Consider the following 14,371-nt stretch of genomic DNA (forward strand, 5'->3'; position numbering starts at 1 on the left):
AATCATGTCCCGGTTATCTGTGGGGCCGTCCGGCCCGGTGATCAGGCTTCTACATGCTCCGTCCACCGCGCCAGCACCCAATCGAGGTGATCCTTACGGGCCGTGGCGGCGGTGCCGTTGATCCATGCGGATATCGTATTGGCGGTGAGCCCCTGCGGGACATCCGGGGCGCTTTTCAGGAGCGCGGCCTGCATCATGCCGCTGCGCGCCCGCGCCTCTTCGAGACGCGCGCGTATCTCCGCCGTGAGCGGAACCCGGCTTTCGCCTGTTTCGGAGAGATGCGCACAGCGGGCCAGCACCCAATCCCGGTGATCGGCGCGCAACTGTTCCATGCCGCCTTTCAGCCAGCCGGTGATGACGGTGGCGCTCAGCCCCTCCGGCTTGTCCGTCGCGCCCTTGAATATCTTTGAGGGCAGCAGCCCCGCCGCATGATAGGCGGCCAGTTGCCTGCGCAGTTCCTTTGTCAGCGGCACCCATGCGGGGGCATCTTCCATCGCCCGGTTCCATGCCGTCGCCGCGAAACGCAGATGTTCCGGCGGTGCGGATTGCCGCGCGCCGCTCAGCCATTGCGTGATGGCGGTATGATCGAGCCCATCGGGAATCTCCATGTCCTGCGCTTCCGCCCAAGCCACAAGCGCGACGCCGCCCTTGCCGGATCGCTCCTGCATGGCCATTAGATGGGCGCGCATGGCCTCGGTGATCACGACCCGCCCCTCGCTAAGCTCGAAACGCTCCACGCCCAGCAGGGCCGGATCGGGCAAGGAAAGATCGGGACAGGCCCGCCATGCCGAAAGAACGGCCTCGTAGTCGCATCGTTTCGCGCTCTTGGCGGTTCCGGCGAGCCAACGGTGAATCATCCCCTCCGTAACGGCAGGGGACGAGCCGCGATCGGCCTTCATGCGGCGGGCGAGGTCCGCGATTTCAACGCCGCTGCGCGCGCGTTCCTTTTGCAAGGTGTCGATATGAGCCGGAGTGAGCGCGATCCGGTCTTCGCCGCTTTCCATCATCCCTTGAAGGCGTGCAATCACGAACTCGAAATGCTCCCGCCGCGCCTGCCGACCCGGCGCGCTCAGCCAGCCGCGAATGATCGAACTGGTCAGCCCGTCCGGCTGTTCGTGCCGCGCGCCGCGCAACAGGCCGCCCGGCCCGGTATCGACCGCACGCATCAGACCTTTGAGACGTGCGACATCCCCGTCCGTAAGAGTGATGACCTCGCCCCGTGAGGGGCAGGCCGCCCAAGCCTCACGCACGAAAGCCAAATGATCCGCGCGCGCCGTCGCCGTTTGTCCGGATAGCCAGTTCCGCAGGACGGAGGGGGTAAGACCTTCCGGTTTGTCCCCGGCTTCCTGCAACAGTCGGGTTTCGCCGATCCCGGATCGTTTCTTCGACGCCCGGAGTTCGTCCACGATAACCGCATCGAGGGGAATATAGCCGGGCTCCCGCGCGGCAAGGTGGCGCCAGGCATCCTCGATGAAGGCGAGATGATCGCGCCGCGCCGTTTTGGTGCTGCCCGCCAGCCACGCGGCGATCATGCTACCGCTAAGGCCGGAAGGAATCGCATCTCTGTCCACACCGAGGCGCTGCAACAGCGCTGGTGGTGACAGGCCGGTATCGCGGCGAAGCGCCCGCAGACGCGCACGACGCGCCTCATCAATAGGAACGCGGGAGGATTTTTCGGGCTCACGAGGTTCCGCTGGCGTCTCGTCCGGTAAACCTTCCCAGCGCGCGAGCGTCCAATCGAGATGATCCTTGCGGGCGCGCTTGGCCGACCCGGAAAGCCATGTCCGGATCATGCCTTCCGTTAACTTATCCGGCGCATCGTGAGCCCCATCAAGCAAGGCTTTCGGCCCGCAGCCCGTCCGCTCCCGCGCGCGGCGAAGCCGGGCCGGAAGGTCGGCGGGAATATCGACATAATAGGCTTTGCGCCGCCAAATCCCGCGCCAACCATTGAGAACGTAGCTCAGATGCCCCCGCCGTGCCCGGCACACGGTGCCGTCCATCCACTGCCGCACCGTCCGGCTCGTGAGCCCGGCGGGCCGCTTCCCCGCCGCAGCCCGAAGGATGGCGCGTTCCCCCATCCCGGTTTTGTCCTTGAGGAAAGCAAGCTCTTCACGCAATTTCTTATCGATACGAACAAAATCACCCATTCAGGGCATATTAACACAAGATTAATTTTAGGTTGCAATTATCTAAAATTGAAGCATTTCCATAACATTTATTAACCTGTTTCCCGTATATTATTCAAAGACTAATGGAGAAATATTTCTCATACGGTCATTTTATTAAGGGTAACTTAATTCTATAATATGTAAAATAAATAAACAGAACTTGGAAGTATATTTTTGGGGCTAACAATGGGGTTCAATCCACACGAAGTGACAGCAGCAAGAGCGAATGTGCCGGAGGGCTTTCAGGCCGATCCGAATGCGCATTTGTTGGGCTCTTTTGCGGAGGCTGGAACCAGCGATGAACCGGGGGCCGAGCAGCAGGAGCGGAATGCCGCCCTGCGGGCCAAGCATGACGAACAGGACGATGCCCTGATCGCGAAGGCATCCGGGGTGCTCGGCGCGAGCCGCATGGACTTAGCCGGTGTTGGCGCCGCCGAAGACAGGCGTATCGAGCAGGCCGGGAAAGACAGAGCCAAGGCCCGGCACGAAACCAACTATCTGGCCGCCCTTCAGGCGCAGCTTGATCAACTGAATGCCGATATCACCCAGCTAGATATCGATATCGAAAATATCCTCGACCCATATCTATCCGAGGACGAGAAAGCCTATCTCGACGGGATAGACGACCCGGAAGAAAAAGCGCGTGAACAGATGCGTATCGCCCGGGAAAAGCTGGAAAATGGCGAGATGTCACAAGCTGAATTCGACCGTTTCGAAGATCGGTGGGATGAACGGCAAGCGAAGCGAGCGGAGCATGAGCGCGTAGAAAACATCATGGAAAACGGAAGCCCGGAAGAACGCCGTGCGGCTGCAATAAATGAAGACATTAACTCTGTCCGGGAAAGTCGGGATGTTCTCGAGCAAAATGAAAGAATCGAAGTAGAGCAAACACTGGAGAGCCGTGCGGACACAGGAAATGCCGCCAAGAAAAGTGCCGTCCATGATGACCTTGGTGGATGGGGGCTATCTGGCGGCAAGGATTCCAAGCTTGCAGACCTTAAAGGTCACGCAAAAGGCGAATTTAAAGATGTTGCCGCAAATACCGAAGCAACGAACCCCACACCCGACGATGGGAACCATCCGCCTTCTTCCCCGCTTCCATCGGGAGATAAGCTAACATTATTGTGACGGTGTGTTCTGGGAAACCTGCCTAGGGCCCCATTCATCCTGATAGTGGGCGTAGACACGTCCAAGATTGCCTTTTATGTCGTCAATGTTGATCGTGAAATTATAACCGTTCACATAAAAGGTGATATCTGTAGTCGTGCCCCGTGATCGGTTGACACGGTATTCCGTAGGAACGCCCTGTCCTTCAAAAATCTCTCCGAGCCTCTGGCCTATACGGTCGCCGTAATCGTCCGGTGCATTCCCCTGCACATTGATGAAAATACCAATCCCACGCTTGTTGGGATCCCTTGAGTAGGCGGCCATATCATCCATGCCTTGGACTGCATCCAAGCCACGTTCGCCCGGTGTCGCAGCTTTTGCTTCCCCGGCCTGCGCGTCGTTCGCACCCGGCAGGGAGGCCAGCATAAAAGCGGCGACCCCGCCAAGGGCGAGGCTGCGCAGCGCGCCGCGACGGCTAATGTCGTGGGCTCCTTCGCTTTGCTCTTCGAATGTATCTTGTAACGCACTCATAATATCGCGCCTAAAAATAAAATTACAAAAAGACTCATAATATGGCACTTTTATACAACTTATGTGCAAATAATGCAAGAAAATAGGCGATTTTCTGTAATGTAGAAGGGTGTCGTATTCTGAGTTCCGGGAGACTTTATTTGTGGCGCGCATGTCCATCTTTCCGCCCTCCCTATTGGAACAGGCCGGAGAGCGCTTCCCAGCGGCTCACCAGAACGGCGAGCATGAGAAGCAGCACGGCGCTCACCACCAGCCATGTCCACAGCAGGCCGATGAATTTGAACGCCAGATAGACCGCGCCGGAGCCCATGGCGCCCGCGACCAGCGCGCCGCCCCAGCCGCCTTTGCCATAGCCCGCAATCGCGCAGATGATCCCGGCGATCACGGCAAGGCCGCCCACCGTGTCATTGCCTTTGGAAGAAGAGTCTTTGCCCATCGCACCGGCCCCTTATGCTGCCTTTGATACTGCTGATGCGCGGGCGGGCCGGAGGAGGGTGCGACACCATAAAGTTGTGAACAAAACATACAATTCTGTTTTAGGTGTTGATCGCGTTTGGTAAATGGGTATCCTGAGGGCGGATGAAAAGCGCGGGCTGGGCGGCTCATGGAGCCGTAAGGCGCTGAAGTCCGGCGGAGAATGCATGGGGTGAACGCTCTTGTATGAAGTGTTCACCCGGAATTCTCTGCCTGGAAGGAAGCCCGCGATGCCACGCCGCCCGAAATCGGAACCGTCTCTCTCGCTCTTCACGCGCGGCGGGGCGCGCAAATATCTCTCGGCGGCCGAGCGGGCGCGCTTCTATGCGGCGCTGGAATGTCTTGAGCCCGAAAGCCGCACCTTCTGCGAAATGATCTACTGGACGGGGTGCCGCCCTGGCGAGGCGCTGGCGATGAGCGCGGCCAGCCTCGATACCGAGGCCGGGACGGTGACGATCCGCTCTCTCAAGAAGCGCGGGGCGCAGAAGGGACGGCATTACCGGGTTGTCCCCTTGCCGCGCGCGTTCATTACGCGGTTGAGCCAAGTGCATTGCTTAGGGGAAGGAGATGACGGGGCCGGAGCGCCGAAGGAGCGCCGCCTATGGCGCTTCGGGCGCACCACGGGCTGGAAGCGCATGGGTGCCGTGATGACGGCGGCGAAGATCACGGGCACGCGGGCCTGTGCTCGGGGGCTGCGTCATAGCTTCGGGGTGCATGCCGCGCTCAAGGGCGTGCCGGAAACGCGCATCCGCAGGTGGCTGGGGCACGCCAATCTGGCGACGACGGCGATCTATCTCGATATGGCCGCGCTGGAAGACCGCGAAATGGCCCGGCGATTGTGGCGGGAGGACGGGGCCGGAATAGAAAGCGTGCCTCCGATCCGCCGCCCGGATCACACGCTATCCAACACGGAGTTGATCCGTCTGCTCAGCGCCTACAGCGCCATTGCCGAGGAAGCGCCGCGCCTTGCTTTCCTCACCAGCCTTGAAACCCGCGCCGGGCTGCCGCCCGGCCACCCATAACGAAAAGGAGGAACCATGACCGGGAAACTCGTAACGCCGATCATTCTATTGCTTTGGAAATTGCAGGACGGGCTCCGTGCCCTAAGTACGGCACTGGAGCGCATCGAATACCGCATCGCTGACGCTGTTCCGGATGAGGAATGACGGGCTACACGCAGCCGCATGCGCAAAGGCATTTGAACTGAACCGTCACAGCGAAAACCGTCCCACTTCGTGAAACGCAAGATGTGCGCGGTAATACCGCGCCATCTTCTCGGGATCGCTAACGCGCCCCTCGGCAAAGGGTCGTGCCGCCCCTTGTGCAATCCCCTGCCGGTTGGCCCTTGCGTGCCAGTTAGACCGTATCGCCGGTCAATCACTCGCAACGTCTGGCCGTTGCATCCCCCATCGCCTAAAGAGCCTTCTAGCCCCCTGGACACCTGAAGAATCCTCTGCAAAGTAGATGTCGCGCACTTGGCTAACGCGTTCCAATTTGAATCGGACGTCCTTCGAGATGTATGTCATGATGCATATCATCTTCGGCAAAGCGTTCATGCAGGCCCAATATGCCAGAAATTGGCCCAGTCCGTTGCTCTAGAATAGAGCTCGATTTTTACACTTTTCGCGTGTAATAAAGAAAAAATTGTATTATAGTAAGAAAGGAACGAAAGTCAGCCCGATGCCAACAGCCGACCAAATCAAAGCCTTGCTAGCTTCGCATGCAGATGGTGACGAGGCTCAATTTTTTGCGGTCGCGATGCAGATCGCAGCTGCTGAAGCACGACAAGGCCACGGTAAGGTGGCGGAAGAGTTGCGCGCGCTGATAGACAAGGCGAAGACCAAGGGAGGGGTGAGAGGCACCACGCCAATCCCGATCGCCAAACCCCGTGGCGAGCTGGCCGACATCCTTTCGGCTTCATATCCGAAAACCAAGCTCTCGGATATGGTTCTGGCGGAGGCGCTTGAGAAACGCCTCTCGCGCGTTGTCCGTGAGCATGTCGCCATTCGCTCGATCAGAAGCAAAGGGTTATCTCCACGGCGAAAACTCCTGCTTGTTGGCAAGCCAGGAACAGGCAAGACACTCACGGCATCAGCTCTAGCGGGAGAGCTCGGCCTTCCGCTCTTTGTCGTTCGGCTCGACGGTCTAATCACTAAGTTTATGGGCGAAACCTCCGCCAAGCTGCGGCTGATATTCGATGCTATGGATCAGACACGCGGCGTCTATCTCTTCGACGAGTTTGATAGCATTGGTTCCGAACGTGGCTTTAGCAACGATGTTGGAGAAATCCGGCGCATTGTGAACAGTTTTTTGCAGATGGTGGAGTTGGATGAATCCGACAGCCTCGTGATCGCTGCCACTAACCACATTGATCTTCTCGACCAGGCGCTCTTCCGCAGGTTTGATGACATCATCGAGTTCGATCTTCCGGACCAAGAACGGATCAAGTCTCTCCTGCGCAGTCGACTAGCTGGCTTTAAAACCAAAGGTGTGCGCTGGGCCGAGGTGGCCAAGACAGCATTGGGACTGAGCTATGCAGAAGTCGTTCGTGCGACCGAGGACGCAATCAAAACCGTTCTAATTGAAGATCGCGATACAATTTCGAACGCCGACTTGATGGCGGGTGTGCGCGAGCGACGCTACACATTGACGGGCAGCAAAGGTGATTTCTGATGCCGCCCGATAACGTGCGGCATCATCCTCATCTCTTCGATCCGAACGCCGCTTCGATACACGATTTTATTACTCCCCGGCCAGGACGCGGAAAGGCGATTTCATTACAGGCGCGAGACCGTGCACAGCACGCAGCACGTCTTCTCGGCCAAATGGAAGATATTGAGGCGATGGCCGCCGAGCGGATCGCTGCTCAAAAAGCTGAGGGCGTTGACGCCGGCAACGGGGTCTATTTGCAGTTCGACAGCGAACCTGGGTTTGATCTCAAATTCGAGAGCCTCGATTTCGCGCCGTCAGGAATCGAACTCTGCTCCGTCCGACGATCGCCGATCGATCGTTTACAAGCCACCGTCTTCGTACCTGATGGAAAACTGTCATTCTTTCTGAACAGAATCACGGCTTACCGGGATGACGACACCAATCCGAAGAAGGACGGTTCCACGCAACCCAAGAATCGCGATCTCGTAGAGAGCATCGCCGATATCCGCTTGGCGGCATTGGAAGCTTTATGGACGGATGACCCAGAACTCTACCCGGTGCCCGATCAAGACGTTGGCTGGGAGGTTTGGCTTAGGAAATCGGACAAACTCGATCATTTGCAGCGTTTCAGGGAAATCGCAGCCGCTCACGACCTCACTGTGAGCGAGGAATCAATCAGTTTCATCGACCGGGTAATTGTTCTCGTTAGTGGCACCGGACGCAATCTAGCTCGGTCTACAGAACTATTGGGAGCAATCGCCGAGCTTCGCCTTCCCAAGACAGCAGCCTCCTTCTTCACACAAATGAACAGTGTGGAACAGCAGGATTGGGTCGACGACCTTGCTGGCCGACTGCTACCTCCGGATGCAGCATCTCCATACGTCTGCCTGCTCGATACTGGCGTTAATCGCGGGCACACACTTCTTGCCCCCCTATTGGCGGATGCGGATCTCCATACCTACAAACCTGACTGGGGTGTTGATGATAGGGGCGGTCACGGAACGCCAATGGCGGGCATTGCTGCCTATGGTGATTTGACTGATGCTCTTGCTTCGGCGGGCCAATGGCCCGCCACACACCAACTTGAATCTGTGAAGATCATCAATGATGCTGATCCGCATGATCCAGAACTGTATGGAGCAGTTACAAGCGAAAGCGTGAACAGAGTGGAGGTAAATCCTGAACGTCGCCGAATATTTTGTATGGCGATTTCCACTCCCGACGGGCGTGATCGCGGACGACCGTCCTCCTGGTCCGCCGCCGTTGATTCTTTGGCTTCAGGCGCCGACGATCAGGTCCATCGGCTTGTTATTCTCGCTGCGGGCAACACGGCACCCACGAGCCGAGGGGACTACCCAAACTCAAACCTCACGGATGGTATCCATGATCCGGGCCAAGCTTGGAATGCGCTGACTGTAGGCGGCTACACCGAAAAAGCGCTAGTCGATCAGCAGCAATTTCCAGGATGGGAGGCGCTCGCCGCGCATAGCGATCTCGCTCCTGCTTCATGTACTTCAATGACATGGAAACGCACGAGATGGCCTGTGAAACCAGATGTCGTATTTGAGGCGGGCAATATGGCCCGTCACGCGGACTTCGAGGAGCCCGATTATATTGACGACGCTCTTCAGCTCTTATCGACGCCCAGCGACTTTGCGCGCAGACGCCCCCTCTCGACTTTTGGTGATACAAGCGCCGCTGCTGCACTCGCGGCCCGCCAAGCGGCTATGCTCTGGGCGAAATACCCAAACCTCACACCTGAAGCCATTCGCGCGCTGATCGTACATTCGGCTCAGTGGACCGAACCGATGCTCCAGCGTTTCACGGACCCGCAGGGACAGGTCGACTACGAAGCAGTGATGCGCTGCTTCGGATTTGGTGTGCCTCGTCTGCGTGAAGTGCTTTCAAGCGCTGATAATTCGCTCACTCTCATTGCGCAGGGCTCGATTAAGCCCTTCCAAAAGATTGAGAACGATGTCAAGTACAGGGAACTTAAGCTTCATGCGTTGCCTTGGCCAAAGGACGCGCTTGAGGCGCTTCAGGATACGCAGGTGACGCTTCGTATTACGCTCTCATATTTTGTTGAACCAAACCCAGGAGACCGAGGCTGGGCAACAAAGTACGGTTATCAATCACACGGGCTTCGGTTTGCGGTAAAGCGCGCGTCAGAAACCGTTGCAGGGTTCCAAGAGCGAATCAACAAGGCGGCCCGTGATGAGGCCCATGACGGAAACCATACTGGCGAATCCGGCATGTGGACTCTGGGGCGCGGCCAAACGCTAACTACGGTAGGCTCTATTCACTCAAATATCTGGACCGGGACTGCAGCTGATTTGGCTGCACGAGGCCACATCGCCGTGTTTCCGACGTATGGATGGTGGAACAAGCGACCACGCCTAAACGCTTGGAATAAAACATCCAATTACGCTTTGATCGTAACAATTAAAACACCCGAAACGGACATCTATACGCCTGTCGCAAATATTATTGATACACCTATCGTTATAGAAACGTAGGTTATTCAAAATATAATTGGCGCGTCCGGCAGAGCCGGCGCGGGCTCTATTCGCTTCGCTCCCCAAACCGCCCTCTAGGTGACTCCGCCCTGGGTAACGATCCCTTACGCAGATAGATCGTGCTCCTCGCCGGGGGCAGTCGATCCCGTGCCTGCCCTACGGGCACCGCCATGCTTACGCTCCTGCGGCTGTACTTCTTGTTGATTGGCTTAGGGGCCAGCCCCTCGGCGCACTTCAGGAAGAACAGACGGTCTCCCGAGGCTCGGCTTCGCCTGCGCCCGCCGTCGGTTTTTCCTTCCGTTTGCACACCCCGTATTTTTCGGCTGCCAAGGGTTGCAGGGCTGCAACCCTGTTCCAATTGGTCCTATCGGCACACTTACCGATCCAGACTTGGCCCATCGCGCGATCTTGAGCGGCGGCGGGGGCGTTCCTGACTGCGGCGCTTCTCCTTAAAGGCTTCACGGCGGGCTTCCCGTTCCTGATCGGACTGCGTTTCCATTTCCTTGAAGACCTTTGCGTCTTCGGTGAGATCGCGCGTCACGGCCTTATTGCTTTCCCGCTCTGTGGCGCGCTCCTTCACGACCTCACGGCGCTGCGCTAGTTGCTTGGTCGTTAGGCTATCCTGCTGCGATCTATCGCGCTGGCGGGCTATCTCTGCTTCCTGTGCGTTGCGCTCCAAGGTGCGTTTACGTTCACCCGTGAGCCTGTCCCATAAGCCGAGGACGCCGCTACGTAGTCGCGCTTGGCGTTTCTTCTCTTCGGCCTGCTGGCGGCGCTGCGTGGCTTCCTGTTGGGCGCGGCGTTGTTTCTCTTGCCGCTCCCTAAGGGCAGCGCGTTTGCCTTCTGCCTCTTTGCGTTCGCGCGCTTCCTTCTCCGCGACCTCGCGCTGGAATTCTTCCATCTTGGCCTGCATGGCCGTGGCGATCTCGCGTTTCGTGTCCGCCACGGTAGGGAGCGCGGTTTCATCGCCGAGGCGTTGGCGCACCTCCTTGGTTTTTACGCCCACGCGTTTTGCGATGTTGTGGACTTCCCCGTGCCGATCCACAGCCACGTGGCTGCGCTGATCGCCACGCGCTAGCCAGTAGCCGCGCTCTTGCAGCGCATGGGTAAAAGCGGCCTTGGAATCGGAGATCGCCCACGCATCTTGAAAGGCCGCCTTGATTTCGCGCGGGTCTTCCTTAATGCGCCGGGCCTGTTGCCATTCGGCCAGTGTGAAGTTGCGCGGATCGCGCTGACCGCTCACGGCCAGACCGCGCGGCATTGTCCAGCCATGCTCCAGATAGAGATCGCGGGCAATGTCCTGCATCTTGCGCTTGGAGTGCGGCAGCGGAATCGCCTTCATCTCCTGCACATTGATACGGCTCCACACCGCATGCGCATGGCGGCGCACTTCCCCGTCATCGCCGCGCTTTTCGTGATAGACGATGGCGCGGGGCTGGCCCGTGAGGCCGAGTTTGGTTTCCACCCGGTCAATCGCCTGCGAGAAATCCTCTTCGCTCACCTGCGCCTCTTTGGGCGGATTGAGGCTTAGCGAGAAAAGAAACTGTCTGCACTTGGTGCCCCGGCTGATCGCATAGCTTTCCTGAAACGCCCCATCCAGATCACCCGCCACGAAGCCGCGAAGCTCCGCCACCTCGACACGCTCATTCTCGGTCTTCATCAAATGCCGGGCGAGATCGCACGCGCCGCCTCTGGGGTTGCCGACAAGGATCATGGGCTACCGCCTGACTTGAGGCCGAGAGCACTTACCAGCAGCGCCCGCACTTCGCGCACATCCTCGCAGGCTTCCCTTAGGGCGGCGCGATCCTGCTTTTCCATCTCCAGCCGCCCGCCTTCCACAGCCGTAGCCAGCAGGCACAGATGCGTTGCCAACTCCGACTTGCCGAGCACGCCTAAGACCTGGCCGAGCATGGCATAGTCGATGGTAGGCGCGCGGGCCGCCTTGCGGGGCGCTTCCTCGTCACCCAGCAGCTTGCCGCGAATGTAGCGGCCCAGCGGGCGGGTTCCCGCCTTACGCTCCAGATACGCGCGCTCTTTGGCACTCAGACGGATGGAGAACGGTGCGGGGCGATCCGGCTTGCTGCGGGCGGCGGTGCGGAATGTTTTCGAAGGGGAGGAGCTCATGGCTTTGGCTCCTCCATCCCGTTTTCAATGAAGGCCCGGTCTTCCGGCGCAAGCTTTTGAAGCTGATGCTCCCAATCCGCCAGTGTTTCAAAGAGATCGCTCAGATCGTCCTGTTCGCCCGGTGGGAGGTTCGATGCGGGTTCACTGACGCCCACCAATTCGAAACAAAGCCGGGCGCTCCTTGGGTGCTCGGCTTTGTTGTTTTCATGGCGGCGGGCCGTGGCAAGCCGTCAGGTGCTCTTGGAAGAGCGCTTCGATCTTCTCAAGATTGCAGTCATCGTCGCGATGCCGACCGGCCTTTTCGGTCCGCGCAAGGGGGGCGTTCCGGACGCCCTGGCGCATTCTCCTCCATCGAACCGCGAAGAGGATCCGGCTTGGCGGAGGCCCCGAGCCCCAAGCTGGCGCGACCGCGAAGGCCCCCGTCATGGGCTTTCCAGGGTAATCGCGAAGGGGGTGCCAAGTGCAAGCAATAGACAAGCGGTTGCGGCGTGGGCACAGTGTATTTCCACCCTCCCATGCCGCCGGGCACGGGGGGAGCGAGGGGAGAAATAATCGTTCCAATGGGATTGTGGCAGGCGTTAAGGAATTTGATCGCGGGCGGTCAGCCCGTGGATGACGGCGAGCCGGCCGCGCACGCCGCCGCCATATCGGGGAATCAGGCGACGGCTCCCGGCGCGAAATCCACTGCCATTGGTGGACATGTGGAAGGGTCGATCCTTGCTGGCGACAACGCTCGGATCCACATCGAGAACGGACAGCCATTTTACCCATCCCGAGCGCATCAACTTGGTCCCGATCTTTCCGACTTCGTGGGGCGGGAGGATGAGATAGCGGCTTTGCTCGCGCACCTGTCGGGGGATGGCGGCGGCGCCGCGGCGATCTCCGCGCTGGCGGGGCTTGGTGGGATCGGGAAGAGCGCGCTGGCGGTGCATGTGGCGCATCGGCTGGTACAGGACTATCCAAGCGGTCAACTGCTGCTGGATCTGGGCGGCACGACCGCCAGCCCGGCCTCCGCGATGGAGGTGATGGGCCGGGTCGTCCAGAGCGTCCACCCGACGGCGCGACTGCCCGATGACGCGGCGGCGATGACCGCCACCTATCGCGCCCTGCTGTCGGGCGGGAAGTATCTGCTGGTTCTGGACAATGCGCGGGACGCCAACCAGGTCCGGGAGCTTCTTCCGCCGCCGCCCTCCGCCGCCATCGTGACCTCGCGCCAACCCATCGCGCTTCCCAATGTGAGGCACTACCCGTTGGACGAGCTGTCCGAGGGCGAGGCGCGGGCACTGCTGCGCGAGATCGTGGGGGATATTGCCCCCGACGACGGTCTCGACCGCATCGCCGTCGCCTGCGCGCGGCTACCGCTGGCGCTGCGGGTCGCGGGCACGTTCCTGGCGATCCATCCGTCCTGGACCGTCGATGAGTATCTGTCCCGCCTGGAGGACGAGCGGTCGCGCCTCACGGCGCTGAGCGTCCCGGAATACGAGTTGGACGTCGCGCAGGTCCTTGGGCTGAGCGTGAGGCAGCTCGAAGGCGACGACGCGGCGCTTGTCGCCAACTGGCGCAGGCTGTCCGTCTTCCCGGGCGAGTTCGACCGGCCCGCCGTGGCGGCGGTCTGGGATTGCACCGGGGAAGACGCGCGGGACGGCCTGGACGCGCTTCTGCGCCGGTCGATGGTGCAAATCGACACCGAAACCCGGCGCCACCGCCTGCATGATCTGATGCGGGACATGGCGCGGCTCGAGGACAGCGCGGGCGAGCATGATGCCCTCCTGGCGGAGGCCTCGTCGCGTCATGCCGTGCATTATCGGGCCGTGCTCGCGGCGGCGGAGGAGCTTTATTTGCAGGGGGGCGGCGGAGTTCTCGAGGGGCTGACACGCCACGACCTTGAGGCGGAGAATATCGAGGCGGGGCACGATTGGGCGGTGGCGCATCGCGAGACGGGCGACGGCGCGGCGCGGCTCTGTTATGAATACACCGATGCGGGCGCCCATGTGCTCAGCCTGCGCCTGCATCCCCGGGCGCAGATCGCCTGGCTGGAGGCGGGCCTCGCGGGCGCGCGCGCGACTGGCGACCGGCGTGGCGAGGGCAATGCGCTGGGCAATCTGGGCATTGCCTGGAAGGATCTCGGCGATGCGCGCAAGGCCATCGCGTACCATGAGCAACGGCTAGAGATTGCCCGCGAGATTGGCGACCGGCGTGGCGAGGGCAATGCGCTGGGCAATCTGGGCATTGCCTGGGCCCACCTCGGCGATGCGCGCAAGGCCATCGAATACCATGAGCAAAATCTGGTAATCACGCGTGAGATTGGCAACCGGCGTGGCGAGGGCAATGCGCTGGGCAATCTGGGCAATGCCTGGGCCGACCTCGGCGATGCGCGCAAGGCCATCGCGTACCATGAGCAACGGCTAGAGATTGCCCGTGAGATCGGCGACCGGCGTGGCGAGGGTGCCTCGCTGGGCAATCTGGGCCTTGCCTGGGCCGCCCTCGGCGATGCGCGCAAGGCCATCGCGTACCATGAGCAACGGCTAGAGATTGCCCGCGAGATTGGCGACCGGCGTGGCGAGGGCAATGCGCTGGGCAATCTGGGTCTTGCCTGGGCGGCCCTCGGCGATGCGCGCAAGGCCATCGCGTACTATGAACAGCAATTGGTAATCACGCGGGAGATTGGCGACCGGCGTGGCGAGGGCAATGCGCTGGGCAGTCTGGGCATTGCCTGGGCCGTCCTCGGCGATGCGCGCAAGGCCATCGCGTACTATGAACAGCAATTGGTAATCACGCGGGAGATTGGCGACCGGCGTG

11 protein-coding genes are annotated in these 14,371 nt (G+C 60.1%); 6 read left to right on the top strand and 5 right to left on the bottom strand.

The features are described 5' to 3' along the window. Positions 1-41: 41 nt before the first annotated feature. Positions 42-2,000: a hypothetical protein gene (locus KAJ83_RS06705; protein WP_210681250.1), complete on the bottom strand. Its 1,959-nt coding sequence runs from the start codon at positions 1,998-2,000 to the stop codon at positions 42-44. Between the two features lie 354 nt (positions 2,001-2,354). On the opposite strand from KAJ83_RS06705, the gene KAJ83_RS06710 reads away from it, so the two are divergent. Next, positions 2,355-3,296, top strand: a complete 942-nt coding sequence (locus KAJ83_RS06710) for an HlyD family secretion protein (protein ID WP_210681251.1) — start codon at positions 2,355-2,357, stop codon at positions 3,294-3,296. Here the strand turns inward: KAJ83_RS06710 and KAJ83_RS06715 are convergent. Both KAJ83_RS06715 and KAJ83_RS06720 read right to left on the bottom strand, forming a co-directional pair. Next, positions 3,288-3,965, bottom strand: a complete 678-nt coding sequence (locus tag KAJ83_RS06715; protein ID WP_210681252.1) for a hypothetical protein — start codon at positions 3,963-3,965, stop codon at positions 3,288-3,290. The genes KAJ83_RS06710 and KAJ83_RS06715 overlap by 9 nt on opposite strands. A gap of 13 nt (positions 3,966-3,978) precedes the next feature. Further along, positions 3,979-4,242: a hypothetical protein gene (locus KAJ83_RS06720; RefSeq protein WP_210681253.1), complete on the bottom strand. Its 264-nt coding sequence runs from the start codon at positions 4,240-4,242 to the stop codon at positions 3,979-3,981. A 268-nt stretch (positions 4,243-4,510) separates the two neighbouring features. On the opposite strand from KAJ83_RS06720, the gene KAJ83_RS06725 reads away from it, so the two are divergent. The 4 genes from KAJ83_RS06725 to KAJ83_RS06735 all read left to right on the top strand — a co-directional run bounded on the left by KAJ83_RS06725 (position 4,511) and on the right by KAJ83_RS06735 (position 9,448). Then, the gene (locus KAJ83_RS06725) at positions 4,511-5,302 is read left to right on the top strand and encodes a tyrosine-type recombinase/integrase (protein WP_210681254.1); all 792 of its coding nucleotides are present in this window, start codon (positions 4,511-4,513) and stop codon (positions 5,300-5,302) included. 15 nt (positions 5,303-5,317) lie between these two features. After that, positions 5,318-5,446, top strand: coding sequence for a hypothetical protein (locus KAJ83_RS19495; protein WP_281413099.1), 129 nt, complete (start codon positions 5,318-5,320; stop codon positions 5,444-5,446). Positions 5,447-5,960: 514 nt separating this feature from the next. Further along, the gene (locus KAJ83_RS06730) at positions 5,961-6,953 is read left to right on the top strand and encodes an AAA family ATPase (protein WP_210681255.1); all 993 of its coding nucleotides are present in this window, start codon (positions 5,961-5,963) and stop codon (positions 6,951-6,953) included. Further along, complete coding sequence (locus KAJ83_RS06735; protein ID WP_210681256.1) at positions 6,953-9,448, top strand: S8 family peptidase; 2,496 nt, start codon at positions 6,953-6,955, stop codon at positions 9,446-9,448. The genes KAJ83_RS06730 and KAJ83_RS06735 overlap by 1 nt, the downstream gene beginning before the upstream one ends. 376 nt (positions 9,449-9,824) lie before the next feature. Here KAJ83_RS06735 and KAJ83_RS06740 read toward each other — a convergent pair whose 3' ends face one another. Further along, positions 9,825-11,162 (bottom strand): relaxase/mobilization nuclease domain-containing protein, encoded by a 1,338-nt coding sequence (locus KAJ83_RS06740; protein ID WP_210681257.1) that lies wholly within the window; start codon positions 11,160-11,162, stop codon positions 9,825-9,827. After that, positions 11,159-11,572, bottom strand: coding sequence for a hypothetical protein (locus tag KAJ83_RS06745; RefSeq protein WP_210681258.1), 414 nt, complete (start codon positions 11,570-11,572; stop codon positions 11,159-11,161). The genes KAJ83_RS06740 and KAJ83_RS06745 overlap by 4 nt, the downstream gene beginning before the upstream one ends. An 836-nt stretch (positions 11,573-12,408) precedes the next feature. Between KAJ83_RS06745 and KAJ83_RS06750 the strand changes: the two genes are divergently transcribed. Continuing rightward, the coding region (locus tag KAJ83_RS06750) for a tetratricopeptide repeat protein (RefSeq protein WP_210681259.1) at positions 12,409-14,371 on the top strand (1,963 nt) is incomplete at its 3' end.

Origin of the sequence: Marivibrio halodurans, from assembly GCF_017963645.1 — a bacterium.
Taxonomy (GTDB): domain Bacteria; phylum Pseudomonadota; class Alphaproteobacteria; order UBA8366; family Aestuariispiraceae; genus Marivibrio; species Marivibrio halodurans.

Excerpts from the sequence above, each read along its gene's own strand:
- KAJ83_RS06705 (WP_210681250.1), bottom strand. The coding sequence starts at position 2,000 with ATGGACGGCACCGTGTGCCGGGCACGGCGGGGGCATCTGAGCTACGTT.
- KAJ83_RS06710 (WP_210681251.1), top strand. The coding sequence starts at position 2,355 with ATGGGGTTCAATCCACACGAAGTGACAGCAGCAAGAGCGAATGTGCCG.
- KAJ83_RS06715 (WP_210681252.1), bottom strand. The coding sequence starts at position 3,965 with ATGGACATGCGCGCCACAAATAAAGTCTCCCGGAACTCAGAATACGAC.
- KAJ83_RS06720 (WP_210681253.1), bottom strand. The coding sequence starts at position 4,242 with ATGGGCAAAGACTCTTCTTCCAAAGGCAATGACACGGTGGGCGGCCTT.
- KAJ83_RS06725 (WP_210681254.1), top strand. The coding sequence starts at position 4,511 with ATGCCACGCCGCCCGAAATCGGAACCGTCTCTCTCGCTCTTCACGCGC.
- KAJ83_RS19495 (WP_281413099.1), top strand. The coding sequence starts at position 5,318 with ATGACCGGGAAACTCGTAACGCCGATCATTCTATTGCTTTGGAAATTG.
- KAJ83_RS06730 (WP_210681255.1), top strand. The coding sequence starts at position 5,961 with ATGCCAACAGCCGACCAAATCAAAGCCTTGCTAGCTTCGCATGCAGAT.
- KAJ83_RS06735 (WP_210681256.1), top strand. The coding sequence starts at position 6,953 with ATGCCGCCCGATAACGTGCGGCATCATCCTCATCTCTTCGATCCGAAC.
- KAJ83_RS06740 (WP_210681257.1), bottom strand. The coding sequence starts at position 11,162 with ATGATCCTTGTCGGCAACCCCAGAGGCGGCGCGTGCGATCTCGCCCGG.
- KAJ83_RS06745 (WP_210681258.1), bottom strand. The coding sequence starts at position 11,572 with ATGAGCTCCTCCCCTTCGAAAACATTCCGCACCGCCGCCCGCAGCAAG.